16 protein-coding genes are annotated in these 18,912 nt (G+C 50.6%); 11 read left to right on the forward strand and 5 right to left on the reverse strand.

Annotation, left to right across the window (positions count from 1 at the left end):
* Positions 1-6 precede the first annotated feature (6 nt).
* From B7991_RS02120 to fusA, 9 genes are all read left to right on the forward strand, one after another.
* Positions 7-702, forward strand: coding sequence for a hypothetical protein (locus B7991_RS02120; RefSeq protein WP_088629370.1), 696 nt, complete (start codon positions 7-9; stop codon positions 700-702).
* Positions 699-1,955 carry a hypothetical protein gene (locus B7991_RS02125; RefSeq protein WP_088629371.1) on the forward strand — a complete coding sequence of 419 codons (1,257 nt, stop codon included), beginning with the start codon at positions 699-701 and terminating at the stop codon, positions 1,953-1,955. Before B7991_RS02120 ends, B7991_RS02125 begins: the two co-directional genes overlap by 4 nt.
* Positions 1,956-2,017: 62 nt before the next feature.
* Entirely contained in the window at positions 2,018-3,409 is a 1,392-nt protein-coding gene (locus tag B7991_RS02130; protein ID WP_088629372.1) for a DEAD/DEAH box helicase, read from the forward strand.
* Positions 3,410-3,449: 40 nt separating this feature from the next.
* Positions 3,450-4,211 carry a type I methionyl aminopeptidase gene (map, locus tag B7991_RS02135; RefSeq protein WP_012820312.1) on the forward strand — a complete coding sequence of 254 codons (762 nt, stop codon included), beginning with the start codon at positions 3,450-3,452 and terminating at the stop codon, positions 4,209-4,211.
* 139 nt (positions 4,212-4,350) lie between these two features.
* Entirely contained in the window at positions 4,351-4,686 is a 336-nt protein-coding gene (locus tag B7991_RS02140; RefSeq protein WP_141099823.1) for a hypothetical protein, read from the forward strand.
* Between the two features lie 20 nt (positions 4,687-4,706).
* Positions 4,707-4,994, forward strand: a complete 288-nt coding sequence (locus B7991_RS02145) for a hypothetical protein (protein ID WP_088629374.1) — start codon at positions 4,707-4,709, stop codon at positions 4,992-4,994.
* Between the two features lie 17 nt (positions 4,995-5,011).
* Entirely contained in the window at positions 5,012-5,737 is a 726-nt protein-coding gene (locus B7991_RS02150) for an EcsC family protein (protein ID WP_088629375.1), read from the forward strand.
* 16 nt (positions 5,738-5,753) lie between these two features.
* Positions 5,754-7,181, forward strand: coding sequence for a hypothetical protein (locus B7991_RS02155; protein ID WP_088629376.1), 1,428 nt, complete (start codon positions 5,754-5,756; stop codon positions 7,179-7,181).
* Positions 7,182-7,297: 116 nt separating this feature from the next.
* Positions 7,298-9,427: an elongation factor G gene (gene fusA, locus B7991_RS02160; protein ID WP_088629377.1), complete on the forward strand. Its 2,130-nt coding sequence runs from the start codon at positions 7,298-7,300 to the stop codon at positions 9,425-9,427.
* 558 nt (positions 9,428-9,985) lie between these two features.
* Here the strand turns inward: fusA and mazG are convergent.
* The gene (gene mazG, locus B7991_RS02165) at positions 9,986-10,783 is read right to left on the reverse strand and encodes a nucleoside triphosphate pyrophosphohydrolase (protein WP_088629378.1); all 798 of its coding nucleotides are present in this window, start codon (positions 10,781-10,783) and stop codon (positions 9,986-9,988) included.
* Positions 10,784-10,959: 176 nt separating this feature from the next.
* Here mazG and B7991_RS02170 point away from each other — a divergent pair, with 176 nt between their 5' ends.
* Complete coding sequence (locus B7991_RS02170; protein WP_088629379.1) at positions 10,960-11,859, forward strand: DNA-processing protein DprA; 900 nt, start codon at positions 10,960-10,962, stop codon at positions 11,857-11,859.
* Positions 11,860-11,863: 4 nt separating this feature from the next.
* Entirely contained in the window at positions 11,864-12,142 is a 279-nt protein-coding gene (locus B7991_RS02175; protein ID WP_088629380.1) for a septum formation initiator family protein, read from the forward strand.
* Positions 12,143-12,253: 111 nt separating this feature from the next.
* Here the strand turns inward: B7991_RS02175 and B7991_RS02180 are convergent, their stop codons facing one another.
* The 4 genes from B7991_RS02180 to B7991_RS02195 all read right to left on the reverse strand — a co-directional run bounded on the left by B7991_RS02180 (position 12,254) and on the right by B7991_RS02195 (position 18,832).
* Positions 12,254-15,310, reverse strand: coding sequence for an efflux RND transporter permease subunit (locus B7991_RS02180; RefSeq protein WP_088629381.1), 3,057 nt, complete (start codon positions 15,308-15,310; stop codon positions 12,254-12,256).
* The gene (locus B7991_RS02185) at positions 15,310-16,401 is read right to left on the reverse strand and encodes an efflux RND transporter periplasmic adaptor subunit (RefSeq protein ID WP_088629382.1); all 1,092 of its coding nucleotides are present in this window, start codon (positions 16,399-16,401) and stop codon (positions 15,310-15,312) included. The genes B7991_RS02180 and B7991_RS02185 overlap by 1 nt, the downstream gene beginning before the upstream one ends.
* A 176-nt stretch (positions 16,402-16,577) precedes the next feature.
* Entirely contained in the window at positions 16,578-17,288 is a 711-nt protein-coding gene (locus B7991_RS02190) for a hypothetical protein (RefSeq protein WP_088629383.1), read from the reverse strand.
* Positions 17,288-18,832, reverse strand: a complete 1,545-nt coding sequence (locus B7991_RS02195) for a hypothetical protein (RefSeq protein ID WP_088629384.1) — start codon at positions 18,830-18,832, stop codon at positions 17,288-17,290. The genes B7991_RS02190 and B7991_RS02195 overlap by 1 nt, the downstream gene beginning before the upstream one ends.
* Positions 18,833-18,912 lie beyond the last annotated feature (80 nt).

The following is an 18,912-nucleotide window of genomic DNA, read 5'->3' on the forward strand; positions in this document are numbered from 1 at the left end:
AAGCTAATGGCGTTCAAGAAGTCGATACTTTCCATCGGATTTGCAATCTGCATGCTCATGGGGTGTGCAGATTCTTATCATTGGACCGCAAGCCACCCCTCGTACCATAAGGCTCCTTATGGCGGTATTGCGGTAACAGGTATCGAAAACGCTTTTGTCATTACACGTTCCAATTGGTTTGCCAAGCGTCTCGAAATCAGTACCGACAGCATCCAGATCAAAGGAACCGAGCACTGCCGCAAAACATTCGAAACAGAATTGCGCAAGGCCTACGGGAACCTCATCGTCCTCGCCGATACAGCCAACAGCAAATTTCCCGAAGAAAGCCTAAAACTTGATGAACGCATATTCATCAAGGGGCACATTCCGGAACAAGGCGTCACGCTCAAAGACTCGGCAGGAAACGTCCCTCCCATAGTCCTCATTCTGCACGAATTCATCATCGGCACAGACCTGAAGCGCGAAAATTTCTTTGACTACGCTCTTATCCATAACGAAAGCGGCAGCATCCGCAAGCCAGATAACGTCAGCGCCATATTCTCTTACACGCTCTGGGACAACCTGAAGCAGCGCCCGCTATTCAGCGCCGTTGACGAAATCCAGCAGCCCATCACGACGTATAAGTTAAAAGACCTGACAAACCTCATTCAAATTGCCATCCAAAAGATTCGCAAGAACCTTTACGAAGGAGTTGTCAAATGAAAAAGCTCCTCGTTATCTTGATGATTTTGGTCGCCTGGGCAAGCGCATCTGAGGTGTATTTCGATTCCCGTTTTACGCTCTGGAAAGACGCAACCGTTTACATTTGGACGCTTGATGGCAATTCTCCGGTCAACGCCAATGAATTTTGCCTTTCGCTCCGCCGAAACAACACGGGTATTGGAGAACCCAAGTGTCGCGAACTCGGTGAATGGGAACGAGACACCGTCGCCACACGTTACGGTTCCTGGCTTTCGAACAACCTTGAAAAAGGATTACCCTCAAGTTACCTGCGCGCAAGACACCCCGGCATGGCCGCCAAAATTCAGGCCCTCGAAGACAACATCGTTCTTTTGCTCATTCCGCAAGGAAAGTTCATCCAGGTCGCCATTTTTGACGAAACAGCCCAGGAACCCAAAGCCGCAGGCATCGTCAAGGCAAACAATGACAAAGTCGCCCTCAGCGACGACATTGCAGCCACATTTTTTGACAAGCGCACCAAGCGCCGCCTCACCAGGGAAGAACGTCTCAAAAAACAGACCGAGCCCGACGACCTCTATAAAGAAGTCCCGAATCTCAAAGTCTGGGCAGGCGTAGGCATCGGTTATTCCCAGGCCCATTTCCCGCTCACTCCGGACAACTGGACAAGCAGCCACACCAAAAGCCGTGTCAAAAATTACCGCGTCACCAAGGACTCCGTTAGCCTCTGGAACTTTATCGAAGACAGCGATGCTTTCCTGAGCCTTTATGCGGGCCTGACTTGGCACGGGTTCATCGGTGTTGAATTCATGTACCGCTATTCCAACCGGGACATGAAAACAGACAAGTCCGATACGGTCTATCGTGAACTCGACCATTGGAATTTCGGGCAACATGATATCGGGCTCAACGCACTCCTTTCCATGACATACCCCATCACGCCATGGCTAGACATTACTCCGCTATTTTTCCTTGGGTTCCAATACACCTTCTACGTCGAAGATATCGGACTAAAGAACGAAAAACAAGAACCCTCCAGAGCCTACAAGTATCGCATTAAATTCGAAGACCTTTATAAAGGGGCTTTAATTGGCGTAGGCGGACAATTCGTATTTAAGAAGCATTACGGTATCGATTTGCGTACTGGTGTTTCGAGCCGTGGCAGGGATCTTTACGTGGCACCGTCACCCGATGCTGGCGCCGCCCCCACAACCATCGGAAAATCTACCATCGATTGCTTTGTAAGCCTCGGGTTTGAATACCACTGGACTCTATAACCCCTGCTTTTTCTCATCTCTCGTCTCACGTCTCTCGTCTATTTTCTAAATTTGCGCTCACTATGAGTGACGAAATTAAAGAAGAAACGAAAGAAAGAGTAAATCCGTTTTTAACGCCTGTCAAAATTATCGAGCCCAAGAACAAGCTCCCCGATTATACGTTTGATATGCTCCCCGAAGAACAGAAGGCTATTCTCCGGGAACACGGCTGGACCGAACTGATGCCTGTCCAGCGCAAATCCATCCCTTACATGCTCGCCGCCCGCGATATGCTCGTGCAATCGAAGACGGGTTCGGGCAAGACGGGCGCATACGCCCTCCCGCTTTTGCAGGTCATTGTCCGTGACCATCCGTATCCGCAGGCACTTATCCTCGTGCCGACGCGAGAACTCTGCATCCAGGTGCAAGAAGAATTTGAAAAGCTCTCGAAGGGTACGGGTATCAAGTCTGTCGCTATTTTTGGTGGCGTAAGCTACGAACCGCAAATCAAGGCACTCCGTTCCGGCGTACATGTCATTGTCGCTACTCCGGGCCGTCTCATGGACCACATCCAGCGCGGTAATGTAGACCTGCTTTCGATCCGCGACCTCGTGCTCGACGAAGCGGACGAAATGCTCTCGATGGGTTTCTATCCCGACATGCAGAAGATCCGCAAGTACTTGCCGAAGGCCATCTCCTGCACAATGTACAGCGCCACAATTCCGCAGACGGTCAAGAGCCTTGCCCGCGAATTCCAGCGTCCGGGTGCCGATTTCCTTTCTCTCAGCTACGACAAGGTTATCGCGAACAACCTCGAACACCGCTACTACACTTGCGACGTGATGGAAAAGGATTCCATGACCATCAAGGTTCTGGAATACTACAATCCTGAAAGCTGCATGATTTTCTGCAACTACAAGCGCGACGTAAGCTACCTCGAACAGGTGCTCTCCGGCTACGGTTTTGAAGTTGGCGCATTGAGTGGCGATGTGGCCCAGAGCCTCCGCGAAAAGACACTCAACGCCTTCCGCGACAAGAAGCTCAAGATTCTCATCTGCACAGACGTTGCCGCCCGCGGTATCGACGTGGACCACGTGACGCACGTGATTGTCTATGACCACCCCGCCGACCACGAAGTCTATGTGCACCGCAGCGGACGTACCGCCCGTGCAGGCCGCAGTGGTCTCTGCATTTCTCTCATCACGCCGGTCGAAGAAATCGACCTCCGCCAGACGGCCGTCGACTTCGGCATCAACTTCATCAAGATGGACCCGCTCACAAACGAAGAAATCGCGAAGAAGGTGAGCGAACGTACCAAAGTCCGCCTCGAAGAAGTCCGCAAGCACTTCGGCGGTCAAAAAGCAACTGAACGCATCAGCCGCATGCTCCCGCTCGTGAAGGACCTCGCAAACGGCACGACCGACGACCAGATGCTCCTAGCCTACCTGCTCGACAGATTCGCATGGAAAAAGTAGGCGCATAAAAGAACTTAAATAAAAACAAGAAGGCCTAAAAATGGCAAAAATCAAAGTAAAATCCGCAAAAGAAATCGAACTGATCCGCGATGCCGGCGCACTCGCTGCCGAAACGCTGATCCGTGCTGGAGAAATGTGCAAGCCCGGCGTCTCCACGCTCGAAATCGATGAATTCATCGGCGACTACACTCGCCAGCACAAGGGCATCTCCGCCTGCATGGGCTATCACGGTTATCCGCGCTACGCCTGCATCAGCATCAACGAAGTTGTCTGCCACGGCATCCCGAATGCAAACACCATCCTCAAGGATGGCGACATCGTAAACATCGACATCACGACGATTCTCTCCGGCTACCACGGCGACACGTCCGCCATGTTCTGCGTCGGCAAGGTCTCTGACATCGCCCGCGAACTTGTGGACACCGCCAAGTTCTGCATGGAAGAAGGCATCCGCGCTGCTGGCGAAAGAGGCGCACACTGGAACGATATCGGCTGCGCCATCCAAGACATCGCCGACGAACACGGCTTCAGCGTTGTCGAAGACTACTGCGGTCACGGCATCGGTCGCGGCTTCCACGAAGAACCGACAGTCTACCACTTCCGCAACTACGAACGTTGCCCGTTCATTGAAGTCGGTAACGTGTTCACGGTCGAACCGATGCTCAACGTCGGCCGCCCGGGTACCAAGACTCTCAGCGACGGTTGGACTGCTGTCACCCGCGATGGCTCTCTCAGCGCCCAGTGGGAACACACCGTCGTGAAGACCAAGGATGGCATCGACATCCTTACGCTTCCGCGCTAACCCGCCGCATTTAACGCAATATAAAACGCCTCGCGCCATCCAAAGCACGAGGTGTTATTTTTTGCATTTTTCACAAAAGAATATATATTACAACCGAAAAATTCATTCCTAATTCCGAACTTCTAAATCCGAATTACCCATGTCCTTCCTTTCTAACGCACGAGACAAAGCCATCGAGATGTTCTTCCGGCGCAACGATTTCATCAACAGATTTGGTGAAATCCAGAACGTCGATATCGACTCGCTAGAAAACCAAGCAAATGTGACCATCCTTCTGCATGGTGAATTTACACCGACCACACTTTGTGCGCACTACTGTTTCGAAGATACGGAACAGGGGACGATGATTGTCATAAACAAAGTAGATAGCCCACGTCCGTTGATTAATGAAATCGCCGCCTGGTGGTTCAAAGACCATTCTATCAAAAAGGCTCTCCCTAAGGGTACGGGCTTATTCGCAAAAATTTTGTTCTAACCGCCACAGATGGAGTAATCATGGAAGAACAACTTCAAAAAGCATTGAACAACGTCTCCTTCAGCGTCAACGCCGAAAAACAGACGATGGACATCACGGTCATTCCACATGGCGAAACAGCCCCCATTTCGTTCCATTTGAACTACCAAATTGTCGAAAATGGCGAAAATACCGATATTTTTATCACAAAAATCGCTTCAGATCGACTTTGGATCGATGAAATTGTGAAATTGTGGTTAGAAAAGAGTAATTTTCAATATAGAATTCCCCAAAACTTTGCAGGAATTATTAAAATGTTCTTGAAATAGGAGAAAAGGAGGCCGCTATGTTAAACTTTAACGAATTCAAAAAAGACGATTCCAATTCCATTCAGGAAATGTTCAACTCCGTCGTCTTCAACCTGATTACGGATATTCCGGACTCGCTCCTCTGCCCCAACAGGGACCCTGATGCGCGTGCCGATATCTTGATTAAGCAGGCAGCCTTCAAGGCAGCAGCCGTTAGCACCTCGCTTTCTATCCCGGCAGGGTTCACCGGTGTCTTGACATCTATCCCGGATATCGCCGCAGTCTGGCGCATCCAGGCTCAGCTTGTTTCCGATATCGCTTGCACCTACGGTAAATTCTCCATGCTTTCCCGTGAAGCCATGGTCTGGTGCTTGTTCCGCCACAGTGCCGCCTCGCTTCTCCGCGATGTCGCCGTCCGTACGGGCAGCCGCATTGTCATGCAAAAGCTTTCGCTCGCCGCCCTCCAAAAACTGCTCCAGAGAATCGGCGTCAAGATTTCAACGAACTTCCTCGGCCGCATTGCTCTCCGAGCTATCCCGGCCATCGGTGCCGTCGGTAACGGCGCTTACACATACTTCGACACGAACGAAGTCGGCAAGACGGCTAAGTCTTACTTCAAGGCTCTCGAAGGTGTAGAAAAGCCGGAACTCGTCGAAAACGCCATCGACAAGGAGCCTGAATCCAGCGATGCCGGTGCAGATCAAAGCGCAAACGGCGAAAACAATGCAGAATCGACCGAACAGCACTCTGACGAAAACAACTAAAACGCAAGGAGCCTTAGTGCTCCTTGTTCTCGTTTTACTGTTTCTTTTTACACTATCTTTTGTTGGCGAAAAGACGCCCCTGAACAACGGCGCCGGTTATGACGGAGCTTTCTACTACCAGGTCGCGCAAAATTTTACCGAGGACTTCTGGACTACAGGCTACGACCGGTTCCGTGTTTTTCGTATTTTCCCGTTTTTCCTGATAAACCTGTTTTTCAACCTCTTTAACATTGAGCCCTCGCACGCGAACCTGATGCACTCGATGTACGTGCTACATTTTGGCAATCTCGCTATCCAACTATTTTTCTTTTTCAAGCTCATCAAGCTATGTGCCTGGAAACAGACGACCTCGGCTTTAGTCTTCGGGTGTTTCTTCTTCAATCATTTCGTACTCAAGAACTGCGGCTACGAAATATTCCAGACGGACGCCTTCGCAAATACCATTTTCCTTGTATCCTATTACTATTTACAGCGGCAAAAATTTTTGCAGGCGATAGCCATTTCATTTTTGGGCATCCTCACATGGCCGACAGTCACCTACATTATTTGGCTCCTTTACATTTTCAAGGATCCCTTTTCTGAAAACGCACGCGACCTAAAATTCCACACCGGGAAAATCCTCGCCGTAGCGCTTCCGTTACTATCCATCGGAGCGGTCGCCACACTCTACCTGCTACACAAGCAACCGCTTCTCGAAAGCATGCTGTTCATCCCTGCATCCAAGCCACTACTTTTCGTAAGTGCCATAGCCTGGAGCGCATTTCTATACATAATCTTTCGGAACTGCGACTGCCACATCTACACCCCGTTCACATACGCCCACGAATTTGTCCGCCAATCCGCATGGAAAAAACTGGCGTTGATCGCCATCCCCTTCATTGCAATCAACCTTTACCTCCGTGCACATGCGAATGACGAATTCTATTTCAGCGAAGTCGCATTTGTCCTCCAAGTCTTCTTGCGCCCACTCAAATACCCATTCATCACTCCGGTCGCGCACATCTGCTATTTCGGCATTTTGCCGCTACTTGTGATCTTTTTGTTCCGCGATTTTTCAAAGAACATTTTCAATCGGAGCCCCGGCTACGCGCTTGCATTCCTCGCCTTCATCTTCTTTGCCATCGACAGCGAAGCTCGGCATGTCATCCCGCTCCTCCCGTTGATACTCGTCCCACTCGGCGACGCTCTCGACAAAACGAACCTGAGCGCAAAGACTGTCGCAGCGTTACTCGCCTTGCAAATGGCCCTCAATCATTTTTACATACCGCTAAACGTCGAGGGATTTGCAGATTCCCTTGTTAAGAACGATTATTACGGAATATCGCAGCGCTATTTCATGAATTTTGGTCCGTGGATGTCAATCCACTCCCTTGCCATATGGGCAGGAATATCTCTTGTAACGGGATTTTTAATCTACCAGATTGTGCAAAAACGCAAATTTTAGCCATTTTACCCCCCTTTTATACTATCAAATGAAAAACCGCCCTTGAGTTCCCCCCAAAATTTTCTATTTTTGGGCGCAACATTCAATAACATCAACTCCATTAGTGGAATAAAAATATGAAAGACATTCAGCTGCACAGAAATATCGGTATTTCTGCTCACATCGACTCCGGTAAGACTACCCTTACCGAACGTATCCTCTACTTCACAAAGCGTATCCACGCTATCCACGAAGTTCGTGGTAAAGACGGCGTCGGTGCCACGATGGACTCCATGGAACTTGAACGCGAACGCGGCATCACGATTCAGTCTGCTGCTACGTTTGCAAACTGGACTCACACCAAGACCGGTGAACGCGACTCCATCAACATCATCGATACTCCGGGGCACGTGGACTTCACGATCGAAGTGGAACGTTCTCTCCGCGTGTTGGACGGTGCTATCCTCGTCCTCACTGGCGTTGAAGGCGTCCAGTCCCAGTCTATTACCGTTGACCGCCAAATGCGCCGTTACCATGTGCCGCGCGTCGTGTTCGTGAACAAGTGCGACCGCTCTGGTGCAAATCCGCTCCGCGTTGCAGTCATGCTCAAGGAAAAGCTCAACCACAAGCCGTGCGTCATGCAGATTCCTATAGGTTTGGAATCCAATCTTAAGGGCGTGGTCGACCTTCTCGAAATGAAGGCATACTACTTCGAAGGCGACAATGGCGACGACATGATCGAAAAGGAAATCCCGGCAGAACTCGTCGACCAGGCTAACGAATACCGTGAAAAGCTCGTTGACTGCTGCGCTGACTACAGCGACGAAGTCATGGAAAAGGCTATGGAAGGCGAATACGGTGTCGACCAGATCGACAAGAACCTCCTCAAGAAGGTCATCCGCGAAGCTACCATCCGTCTCGACATCACTCCGGTGTTCATGGGTTCTGCTCACAAGAACATTGGTGTCCAGAAGCTCCTCGACGGTGTTATCGACTTCCTCCCGTGCCCGACCGACGTTGAAAACAAGGCTCTCGACCTCGACAACAACGAAGCTGAAGTTATCCTCAAGTCCGAAGACAACGCACCGCTCGTCTGCTACGCATTCAAGCTCGTGAACGACCGCTATGGCCAGCTCACCTACGTCCGCGTTTACCAGGGTACCCTCAAGAAGGGCGACATGATCACCAACATGGCAACCGGCAAGAAGGTTTCCGTTGGCCGTCTCGTCCGTATGCACGCTGACGAAATGGTGGATATCACCGAAGCCGGTGCAGGCGACATCGTTGCTCTGTTCGGTATTGACTGCGCATCCGGTACGACATTCACGGATGGCAAGAACCACTACAACATGACTTCTATGCACGTTCCTAACCCGGTTATCGAACTTGTTATTGAAGCCAAGAACCGTGACGACCTCGACAACATGTCCAAGGCCCTCAACCGCTTCACGAAGGAAGACCCGACGTTCCAGGTCGAAGTTGACAAGGAATCTGGTCAGACCATCATCAAGGGTATGGGCGAACTCCACCTTGACGTTTATATCGAACGTATGCGCCGTGAATACAAGTGCGACGTGACGACTGGTGCTCCGCAGGTTGCTTACCGCGAAACCATCACCCGCCCGGCCAAGTTCGACTACACCCACAAGAAGCAGACTGGTGGTTCTGGTCAGTACGCTAAGGTCGTCGGCGAAATGCGTCCGATGGCTGTCGAAGGCGACCAGGAAAAGGTCTACAACTTCGTCAACTCCGTCGTCGGTGGCCGTATTCCGAAGGAATACATCCCGTCTTGCGATAAGGGTTTCCAGAGCTGCATGGAAGCAGGTTCCCTCATCGGCTTCCCGGTTGTGGGTATCGAAATGGAAGTCCAGGATGGTGCATTCCACCCGGTCGACTCCTCTGATATGGCGTTCCAGGTTGCAGCCCGTATGGCCTTCCGCGAAGCTTTCGCTAAGGCTGGTGCTCAGATCCTCGAACCGATCATGAAGGTCGAAATCCAGACCCCGACCGAATTCCAGGGCGGTGTCGTGGGTAACGTTTCCCAGCGTCGTGGTAGCATCGTTGGTACTTCCGAAGAACTCGGCATGACCACGATTACTGCTGAAGTTCCGCTTTCCGAAATGTTCGGTTATGCTACGGACCTCCGTTCCATGACCCAGGGTAAGGCTGAATTCACGATGGAATTCTGCAAGTACCTCCCGGTTCCGAAGAACATCCAGGAAGAACTCATCAAGAAGTACGGCGACAAGGTCAAGGCTCGCGCCTAACACGACCGGAACGGCTAGACTTAAGTAAGAACTTACTCCACTGCCGTTCCTCTCGCAAGAAGCCCTCGGTTAATACCGAGGGCTTCTTTTTGCTCACGACCAACCCCTAGAACTTCTCGAAAGTTTAAAAGGCCTGCAACGGAAGTTGCAGGTCTTTTTGTTTGGGGTTCACACACACACTAATTCGAATAAAAGAAGAGTCCCGTAATGCTCTCACGGGACTCTCTTATAAACGTAACACTAGTAAGTTCTACTCCGCGATTCGATCCGGCTTCCCGTCTCAGAACCAGAATTTACTTGTGCCACAAGAATAATATAGCACACGAATTACGAGTGCGAACAAAATTTCGCACACTCGTTTAATCCCGCGCGGAACATTCCAAATTGGAATAGCGGTTTCGCCGCAGTTGTCAGATCGTCATTCTGAGTCCTTTAGGACGATATAGAATTGTTAGCAACTTGTTGCTTTACAATTCTTAGGTTCGAAGGAGCTGAATCCAGTTATTTTTAGAGAATAATTTTACTGGATCCTTCCGCCTTTGGCGTCAGGATGACGACTTAGGAAGACAACTTTGCCTGTTTCCACAATTCTTGCAGGCCCTCTAGGCCCACGTCCTTGATTTCCTGGCCCAGTTCCTTGACGCGGCGTTCTACTTCGCGGAAGCGCTTTTCGAACTTGTTATTCGCACGTTGCAAAGCGATGTTCGCGTTGAAGCCGCAATGGCGAGCGACATTCACAAGACTGAACATGATATCGCCGAATTCATCTTCCAAGCGATCCACATTTGCATTCTCGGGAGAAATCTTTTCCATCTCGGCACGGAATTCCGCAAATTCCTCTTGAGCCTTGTCGAACACGGGAGCAGCCTCGCCCCAGTCAAAACCGACTTTTGCCACACGGCGGATAATATCTTGCGAGCGTGCGAGCGTGGGCATGCTCTTGCTGACTTTGTCCATAATAGACTCGCCCGCATGCTTTAAGTTGTTCTTCTCCTGCGCCTTGATGCGTTCCCAACGACGGCTTACGTCATTTGCCGTATCCACTTTAGCATCGCCAAACACATGCGGATGCCTGCGCACCATCTTTTCGCACAAGCCCTGGATTACATCGTCAATCGTAAAGTCGCCCTGTTCCTTGCACACTTGCGAATGGAAAACCACCTGGAACAGCACATCGCCGAGTTCCTCGCACATGTGCTCCTTGTCGCCATCTTGCGCGGCATCGATAAACTCACAGCTTTCTTCAACCAGATATGGCAACAGCGAATGCGTGGTCTGCTGGCGGTCCCACGGGCAGCCATTTTCCGAACGCAGACGAGCCATAATATCGACGAGATCCTTAAACGTGTACTTCATGCACCCAAAGATAGAAAGTAAACGCGACCCCTTGTTTTTTCACGATAAATTCTGTAAATTAGTAACACCGTTATTTATATCGTTAATTTTATCGTTTCCTATATCGTTTCTTACATCCTTTAAATTTACGCTCTCAAAGTACGACAGCCCCAAGATACATTCGGGGTAACAATAAAATGGAAACGAATCTTTTATTCAACGAACCTTACAGCAAACTCGTCCACGACAATTATCCGCTCCTCCTTGGTGCATCCAAATATTGTCCGAAACAACTCTTTTGCAAAGGCACCCTCCCCACAAACGATAAAATCGGCATCGCCATGGTCGGCACACGCCGCCCGTCCGCATCCGCTGAAGAGCTCTGTAGGCGACTCGTCGAATCACTCCGATCCACAAATGCCGTTGTTATTTCGGGGCTTGCACAGGGCATAGACAGTTTTTGCCACCGCGCCGCCCTCGATGCTGGCATCCCCACAATAGCAGTCCTTGCGCAAGGCCTAGACGCCAAAATCGAAGGAGAACGCAACACCCTCGCCAAACGGATTCTCGATGCTGGAGGGGCCCTTTTAAGCGAATACGAAGGCGACACGCCTGCCTACAAAGGGAACTTCATCGCACGGAACCGCATCATCAGCGGACTTAGCCAATCGACACTTGTAGTCCAAAGCCGTAAAAAGGGAGGCGCCCTCCTCACCGCGCAATTCTGCCTAGACGAAGGGAAATTGCTCCTCGCCTGCCCCGGGAACTTCGACAGCGAGCTCTACAGTGGCACAAACGCCCTCCTAGACAGTGGACACGCCAAGCCCGTCTTTGCGCCCGAAAGCTTGCGTTCCGTGGCCGGAATCCCCCTCCTTGAAGGAACAAGCGTCCAACAGCTCGCCACATGCGGGGTCCATCTTTCCGATGGAGCCCAAAAAGTATTTGAACGTTTTAACGGATTCCGCAAAACATTTTCTGAACTTCAGCAAGAATTTGACTTTAAGGCACCGGAACTTTTAGCTATATTGACGGAACTAGAAATATCAGGTCTAGTCTCGTCAAAGGACAACTTCCAATTCTATTTTAACGGAGCATAATTAGTTGCACATACGACTTCTCATTGGAATTGCCACCGTGATCGCATTTGCGTTCCTGGTGTTCCATTTGCTGTTCGGCAAGGACAGTATTCCAGAGCAGCGTAGAATTGTGAAGGAAATCGAGCTCTATCAAAAAGAAATCGACTCCCTGACCAAGGTCCTTGAGCAACGAGACGAGCTCATCCAAAAGCTAAAGACCGACTCCCTCTATAAAGAAGAAATCCTCCGCACCCGCTACGGCATGAGCCGTGAAGGCGAGAAAGCTTTTCAGCTGGTGAAGTAGCGGCGTTGCCGCAACTTAGACGAAAGAACGCTCGCAAACTCGCTTTAGACGAAAGACGAGAGTACTAGTTAGGCACCATTGGTGCAGTATAATAAAATCTCTCGTCTAAACCTACGCCATTTTACTTGCATCGGTACGGACGGATTCGACCTTCCCTGCAAAGAAGCTATATGCAGCAGGCACAATGAAGAGCGTCATGAACGTCGCAAACGTGAGACCGCCGACAATGGCAACACCCATTGCAATGCGGCTCGGGGTGCCGGTCAGGATGAGCGGCACCGCGCCCAATACCGTAGAAAGGCTCGTCATGAGGATTGGGCGGAAGCGGCGTTCAGCCGCTTGGCGAGCCGCCTCGAGCTTGCTGCAGCCCGTATTCTCGGCAATCTGGTTTGCAAATTCCACAATCAAGATACCGTTCTTCGTCACGAGAGCAATCAACAAAATCAAAGCAATTTCGCTAAAGATGTTGAGCGTTTGGCCCGTGACAAACAAGCTCACCAAAGCACCCGAAAGAGCAAGCGGCACCGTAAAGAAAATCACGAACGGCGCACGGAAGCTTTCGAACTGCCCCGCGAGCACCAAGAACACAAGCGCAAGAGCAAGCAAGAACACCACGTAAAGTCCCGAAGAGCTTTCTTCGAATTCCTTGGACGAACCGCTTAAGGTCGTGCTCACGCTCGGGTAATCCTTCAGCAACTTCTTTGCAATGCGGCGCATTTCTTCGACGCCATCGCCAATCGTCTTGCCCGGCACAAGGCCAGCCTGGATGGTTGCCGCGCTAAAGCGGTTGTAACGCGGGAGTGACGGAGAAGCGGACTGTTCCTTGTACGTAATAAAGTTGTCCAAGCTCACCAGCTCGCCCTTGCCGTTCTTGACCGTGAGCATCGAGAGGTTTTCTGGCGTATCGCGGTACTGGTAACCAACAGCGCCAATGATATCGTACTGACGGCCGTCCTTATAGTAATCGCCATAAGTCTGGTCGCTAATGGCAAGCTGCACCGCCTGTGCAATATCGTTTACCGACACGCCTTCTTCGTTTGCCTTGTCGCGCAAAATTTCGATGTGGAGTTCCGGCTTCGTGAAGCGCAAGTTGCTGTTCACCACGCTAAACACAGGGCTCTTACTTGCCGCTTCTTCGAATTTCGGAACAAGATTACGCAGCACTTCGATGTTCGGAGCCTGCAACACAAACTGCACCGGGAGGCCGCCGCGCTGCGTACTGATGCTCTGCGGTTCAAATACCATCACGCGCAAATCCGGGTATTCGTTACCGAGCACCTGAATCACACGGGCGATTTCGCTCTGCGGACGGCGGGCTTTCTTGTCGTCGTTCAAGAACAAACGCATTCTCGAGTTGCCAGCATTCCAAGCACCCGCCTGGAATTCCGTATATTCATTAGAATCGAGAATTGAAGTCACTTCATCGACAAATTCATCGGCCATGCGCTTGGTGCGCGATAGGTTCACGCCTTCGGGCATGCTCATGTTCACCATCACGGCGTTAGAGTCTTCGGTCGGCGCCATTTCGCTACTCATGTTATTAAAGCAGAAGTACGCCCCAAACAAGAGCACAGCCACAATCGGGAACAACAGCAAACGCCACTTGAGGAATCCGCCCAGCAAGCGGGAATACAAAGTGTTCATTCCGTCAAAGAACGGTTCAGTCCACTTATAAAAGGCTCCTTTTTTCTGGCGTTTCAGGAATTTAGAACAAAGCATCGGCGAAAGCGTCAAAGCGCAAAGCGTCGAGAGGAACACGGTTCCAATCATCACCGCCACAAATTCGCGGAACAAAAGCCCCGTCGTGCCGCCCAGCGCAAGCACCGGAATGAACACAGCCATCAACACAACCGATGTCGCAATCACCGCAAAAAAGATTTCATTTGTTCCTGCAATCGCAGCCTGTTTCGGCGTCATGCCGCTTTCAATCTTGTGGTAAATGTTTTCCACAATCACAATGGCATCGTCCACAACAAGGCCAATCGCTAGGACCATCGCCAAAAGCGTAAGCACGTTGATACTGAACCCGCAAAGGTAAAGCACAAAGAAGCTACCAATCACGGATACAGGCACGACGACCATCGGGATAAACGTTGTACGGCCTTCGCGGAGGAACGCAAAGATAATCGCAATCACGAGAATAAACGCGATAAAGATGGTCTCCACCACTTCCTTGATAGACGCGCGGATGTTAATCGAAGTATCGCGGCCGTAAAGCAGTTCCACGCCTTCCGGGATTTCACGGCGGATGTCTTCGACACGTTTGTAGAATTCGTTTGCAATTTCGACGTGGTTACTGCCCGGCTGCGCCATGAGCGCAAGCGTAATGGAATTCTTGCCGTTACGTCTAAAACCTGTACGCGTATCCTTCGGTTCGTAATGGATATCCGCGACATCAGAAATGCGGATTACAGTTCCATCTTCAGCCGTTCTCACCGCAATGTTGCCAAAGGACTTTGGATCGAGAACTCGGCCAAGCGTACGAATTGAGAGCGTCGTTTCAGTACCTTCAATAGAACCAGACGGAAGTTCCAAGTTACCTTGTTTCAAGGCAGCAGCCATCTGCGCTCCCGAGACGCCAAGCGCCTGCATACGCACCGGGTCAATCCACAAACGCACAACCGGGCGTTTTTCACCCCAGATTGCCACTTCCGAAACACCGTTAATCGTCTGCAAGCGTTCCTTCACGTGGTTGTTCGCAATTTCCGAAACTTCCATCGGGTCGAACTTGTCGCTCACAAGGCTCACCATCAAAATCGGGTCGCTATCGCTATCGGACTTGTAGACCGTCGGTTCATCAACATCATCCGGCAAACGGCGACGCACACGGCTCACGCGGTCGCGGATTTCATTTGCAGCCGCCTCCAGGTCCATGCCCGTTTCAAATTCAATGCTGATGTAAGAGAAACCATCGCGGCTCGTAGACGTCAAAGCCTTGATACCTGACGCACTGTTGATGGATGCTTCCAAGATTTCAGTGACTTCCGCTTCGACCACAGCCGCGTTTGCGCCCGGGTAAGAGGTACGCACCTGAATCAAAGGATAGTCGACGTTCGGGTATTCACGAATGCCGAGAGAACTGAGTCCAAAAAATCCAAGCAACAGGATGACAAGCGCCATCACTGTCATGAGGACTGGGCGACGGACGGAGAGCTGGCTTACGCTCATTACTCTACCTCATAATTGATCGAATGGCGGAGTCCCTTAATCTTGACATCGGCACCTGGACGGAGGCTCACAATACCCGAAACAATCACCGTATCACCTACATCAAGGCCCGAAAGAACCTGCACAGACATCGGCGTGCGAAGCCCCGTCGTGATATGCTTGATCTTAGCCTTGCCTCCCTGGCTCACAAACACGTAAGCGCCTTCCCTGTCGAGAATCATCGCTTCTGACGGGATCGTAAAGCTCTGCACGTTGCTAGCTTCCATAGCGACATTCACGCTCACAAAGCTACCTGCAATAAGTTCGCCCTTTGCATTATCGACATCGACCATCACTCGGCGAGTGCGGCTGCTTTCAGAAATCACGGCATCGAGCGCAGAGACAACGCCGAACTTTTCAACGTTGCGTTCCGAATCCTTGAGAGAAATCTTGTCGCCCACCTTGATGACAGACGCATAGCGCTGCGGGAGCGAGAACTTTGCCTTGAGGCGGTCCACTTCGCTGAGTTCCGCAATCGGCGTGCCGGAATTGAGCCAAGCGCCTACGGACACATCGACAAAGCCAAGCTTACCGCTAAATGGCGCACGGACTTCGGTCTTTGCAAGTTGAGCCTGGATAAGTTCTACGCTAGCCTGAGCAGACTTGAGAGAAGCTTCTGCCGATTCCAAATCCTGCTTGGTCGCCCCGTTCTTTTCAAAAAGACCGCGTACACGCTGTTCCTTTTGCTCGGCAAGCATCTTGTTCGACTGCGCCTGCTTGAGCTGCGCACGGAGTTCAGAATCGTCAATCTTTGCGAGGAGAGTCCCCTTCTTGACAATAGCCCCGTCTTTTGCCTTGAGGCTTACCAAACGGCCGGAGGTCGCCGCCGAAAGCGATACGCTGTTCTTCGGCACGAGAGTCGCCATCGTCTGGAAGTTCTTGCCCTGTTGCCCAAGCTCTGCCACATAACCTTCGACATTCAGCACTCTCTGAGCGCCACCCTTTTTGCCGCCATTGCCTTTGCCTGCTGGAGCGCCCTTGGCGGAATCATCTTTACTGCCACAAGCCACAAGAAGAAGAGAAGAGAGTGCTATTAAAAGAAGGTGTTTCATATTTTTTTGATTAGAAGTAGGAAGTAGACAATAGGAAGTGGTTTGATTTTATTCCGTCATTCTAACACCGAAGGTGGAAGAATCCAGGGCATTTCAATTTCGAAATTTTAGATGCTTAATTCAGTTAAAAAGTTGCATAAAAAGGAGATTCCCGCTCGTTGGCGGGAATGACAAATTTAAAATTTCACATTCATCAGGAGTGCACCGCCATCATCATAAAATTCTGGTGCAAACTGAACACGCTCCGAGAAGGACTTGGTCGAAGTTGCACGGTAAACACGAATCGCATCAAGCATAGACAGCACACGGTTCAGGATCAACGCCCCTACAGAAACCTGGAAAACAATACGGCTAATGCGATAATGGCGCATCCGGTTTTTGAACTCATCAATATGCTTAGAGGATTCGGGATTATCAGAGCTACCCCAATCCCACTCGATATCCTTTGAGAAATCCTCGTCAATTTTCTTGCCCGAACGGATCATCGCCTGGTTGTAGTCTTCATTCATATCCGGCGAAGAATTCTGTCCATATACGCCGGAACGGCTACGGTAGGACCCCACTGTATTCAACAGCGAAACATCCTTATTGCCATTAAAGCCTGCATGACGGACAGCATAATTATGAGCCGACGACACATAGCGGTCCCCCACCACATAGGCCCCAATCGTAGAAACCCAGAGGGCAAGGTCAGCCCACAAGAACGGACGAACCATTTTCTTTTCGTTCAAGTACAGTTCACCCATGCCCGGCAAAAGAGCAGAAGCACCAATGGCAAGAAACACATTCTTGTCTCGGTTCTTATAAACTACAGTATCGACGCTCACCACTATCTGCGAGAAAGCGGCAACTGACGCAAGCAGAATGGCAAGAATAATACGATGCATCAGAATCCCCAGTTTGCACGAACTTGCCAGCCAAAGGAATCCTTGAACGAAACGCCGCTATCGAAATGCAGACGGTCATACCAGGAAAGGTCTTCTTCATAGAGAACCTTGTTATGGGAATGAGCCGTGAGAGCAGCATCGACTGCAGAGATGATATGGTTCAAGATGAGGCCACCGATAAACCAGGCCTGCATATCCGCATAGTCGTTGGCATCTTTACGCATAGAACGATACTTTTTCAAGTGGCTCGATTTTCCAAGCGCAACGGTTGCCGAATCCAAATTTTCAAGGCCAAGGCTAGTAGCGCTAACAGCATCAACATCATCCCAACCCAGCACGTAAGCGTCTTCAGATATCAACTGGAATACTTCGGATTCATTATTGAACGAATGACCAAAATCATCCATTTCCTTACCGAGATTTGCTTTTTTACGTTCCTTTTCAGAAAGACGATCCGGATCCGGGAAGTTATTCAAATGCTTAGAATCATACTTGAACAAGGCGTCGTCGCTATAGCAACCACCATAGTTTGCATTGCCATAGATGGCTTCGCAGAACGACTTGCGAGTGCCCATGTAGCGATTGCTAAATTCCTTGCTATAGTTGTCCGAGCCGCCGACACTGTAAAGATCGTGCATGGCAGCTTCGTAACGCCCAATGGAATAATGGGTCTTAGCATACTTCTTGTACTTGTCCACCTGTTGGTTGTACTTGTAAATAGAGAAGTATCCCCAGCCGCTCCACATAAAGACTTCCAAAGCCATGTACACGCCACCGCGCACATAAGTCGCAGTCGAGCCACCAACATACATCTGGCCTACGCCCGGAACCAAGAGCGAAAGGAACAAAGCCTTGCGCGGGCTCTTGTAACGGCCCTTCATTTCGTCAATGCCATTCACCTTAGAAACCTTCACCGGTCCAAGGAGTTCACGACGGCTCATGCTGTTGGACGAAGCGGCAACAGAACTGCTGCTCACGTTGTCGATACCAGCCATTTGAGCCTGGGCAATGGAATCCGCAAATCTCGAGGAATCTGCACGGGCGCGGATTTTTTCAGCTTCGGCCATGGCAGCTTCACGCATCAAGGAATCACGAGCGGCAGAATCGAGCACCGAAGTATCAGCAAGTGTTACAGCGGGAGCGACATCGACAACGGACGAACTCGACTCCACAAGTACAGCCGACGAAGAACTAGCAGGCAAGATTTCGGCGACCGAAGAACTTGAGAGCACAATCGACGAACTTGAAACCGGTGCAACAGACGAGCTAGACACAGCCTTGCTGCTAGAAGATTTACCCTTCGATTTTTTGGAAGCGGAACTAGCAGGCGCCTTAGCAGAAGAACTTGTCGGAGCAACTGTAGCAGAGCTTACGGGAGCAGCCGGAGTTTTTTCCGCAGGAGCTACAGACGCAGAACTCGCCGGAACCGTAGCCGGGGCCTTAGCTTCTTCTTCAAACTCAGCGAAAAGGTCTCGCACCTGGCCAAAAGAGACCTGGGCGAGAGAGAAACCTAAAAACAAGGGTAAAATAGCAAACTTGCGCATATAACTCTAAAATAGCAAAAAATGTTGTCAAAACAAAAAGTCCCGGACATAATTCCGGGGCTTTATTCATTAAAAATCAA

Origin of the sequence: Fibrobacter sp. UWB3, assembly GCF_002210405.1 — a bacterium.
Classification (GTDB): domain Bacteria; phylum Fibrobacterota; class Fibrobacteria; order Fibrobacterales; family Fibrobacteraceae; genus Fibrobacter.

Coding starts and splice junctions, on each gene's coding strand:
- B7991_RS02120 (WP_088629370.1), top strand. CDS start 7: ATGGCGTTCAAGAAGTCGATACTTTCCATCGGATTTGCAATCTGCATG.
- B7991_RS02125 (WP_088629371.1), top strand. CDS start 699: ATGAAAAAGCTCCTCGTTATCTTGATGATTTTGGTCGCCTGGGCAAGC.
- B7991_RS02130 (WP_088629372.1), top strand. CDS start 2,018: ATGAGTGACGAAATTAAAGAAGAAACGAAAGAAAGAGTAAATCCGTTT.
- map (WP_012820312.1), top strand. CDS start 3,450: ATGGCAAAAATCAAAGTAAAATCCGCAAAAGAAATCGAACTGATCCGC.
- B7991_RS02140 (WP_141099823.1), top strand. CDS start 4,351: ATGTCCTTCCTTTCTAACGCACGAGACAAAGCCATCGAGATGTTCTTC.
- B7991_RS02145 (WP_088629374.1), top strand. CDS start 4,707: ATGGAAGAACAACTTCAAAAAGCATTGAACAACGTCTCCTTCAGCGTC.
- B7991_RS02150 (WP_088629375.1), top strand. CDS start 5,012: ATGTTAAACTTTAACGAATTCAAAAAAGACGATTCCAATTCCATTCAG.
- fusA (WP_088629377.1), top strand. CDS start 7,298: ATGAAAGACATTCAGCTGCACAGAAATATCGGTATTTCTGCTCACATC.
- mazG (WP_088629378.1), bottom strand. CDS start 10,783: ATGAAGTACACGTTTAAGGATCTCGTCGATATTATGGCTCGTCTGCGT.
- B7991_RS02170 (WP_088629379.1), top strand. CDS start 10,960: ATGGAAACGAATCTTTTATTCAACGAACCTTACAGCAAACTCGTCCAC.
- B7991_RS02180 (WP_088629381.1), bottom strand. CDS start 15,310: ATGAGCGTAAGCCAGCTCTCCGTCCGTCGCCCAGTCCTCATGACAGTG.
- B7991_RS02185 (WP_088629382.1), bottom strand. CDS start 16,401: ATGAAACACCTTCTTTTAATAGCACTCTCTTCTCTTCTTCTTGTGGCT.
- B7991_RS02190 (WP_088629383.1), bottom strand. CDS start 17,288: ATGCATCGTATTATTCTTGCCATTCTGCTTGCGTCAGTTGCCGCTTTC.
- B7991_RS02195 (WP_088629384.1), bottom strand. CDS start 18,832: ATGCGCAAGTTTGCTATTTTACCCTTGTTTTTAGGTTTCTCTCTCGCC.